Origin of the sequence: Leifsonia sp. SIMBA_070, from assembly GCF_046534635.1 — a bacterium.
Lineage (GTDB): Bacteria > Actinomycetota > Actinomycetes > Actinomycetales > Microbacteriaceae > Leifsonia.
This window is the reverse complement of the sequence record NZ_JAWRYK010000628.1, coordinates 1-252: the sequence shown is the minus strand read 5'-3', so window position 1 is coordinate 252 and position 252 is coordinate 1. Positions and strand designations below refer to the sequence as shown.

Below are 252 nucleotides of genomic sequence, written 5' to 3'. Positions count from 1 at the left end.
CTGACCCCAACTGATCTCCTCCGCCGCCAGCACCAGCAGGCCGACTGCGAAGATCAACAGCAGCGCGCGCTCGGCCCCATCGAAGCGGTCTGCGCCGCGCCGCCGGGCGATCAGGGCGAAGCCGGCGGAGGCTGCGAGGAGCGCAACGGTCAGGTACTCCATCGGACCGTCTTCCGCCCAGATCCACTCCGGGACGCCGAGCAGTTCGTGATGACCGATCCAGAAGACGGGAAAGATCGCCAAGCCGGCGAC

The 252-nt window shown here is 68.3% G+C and carries 1 protein-coding gene; it reads right to left on the bottom strand.

What is annotated here, in order from left to right; genetic code table 11:
* A partial coding sequence (locus tag SB754_RS21740; RefSeq protein WP_410784390.1) for a hypothetical protein occupies positions 1–252 on the bottom strand: 252 nt, incomplete at both ends.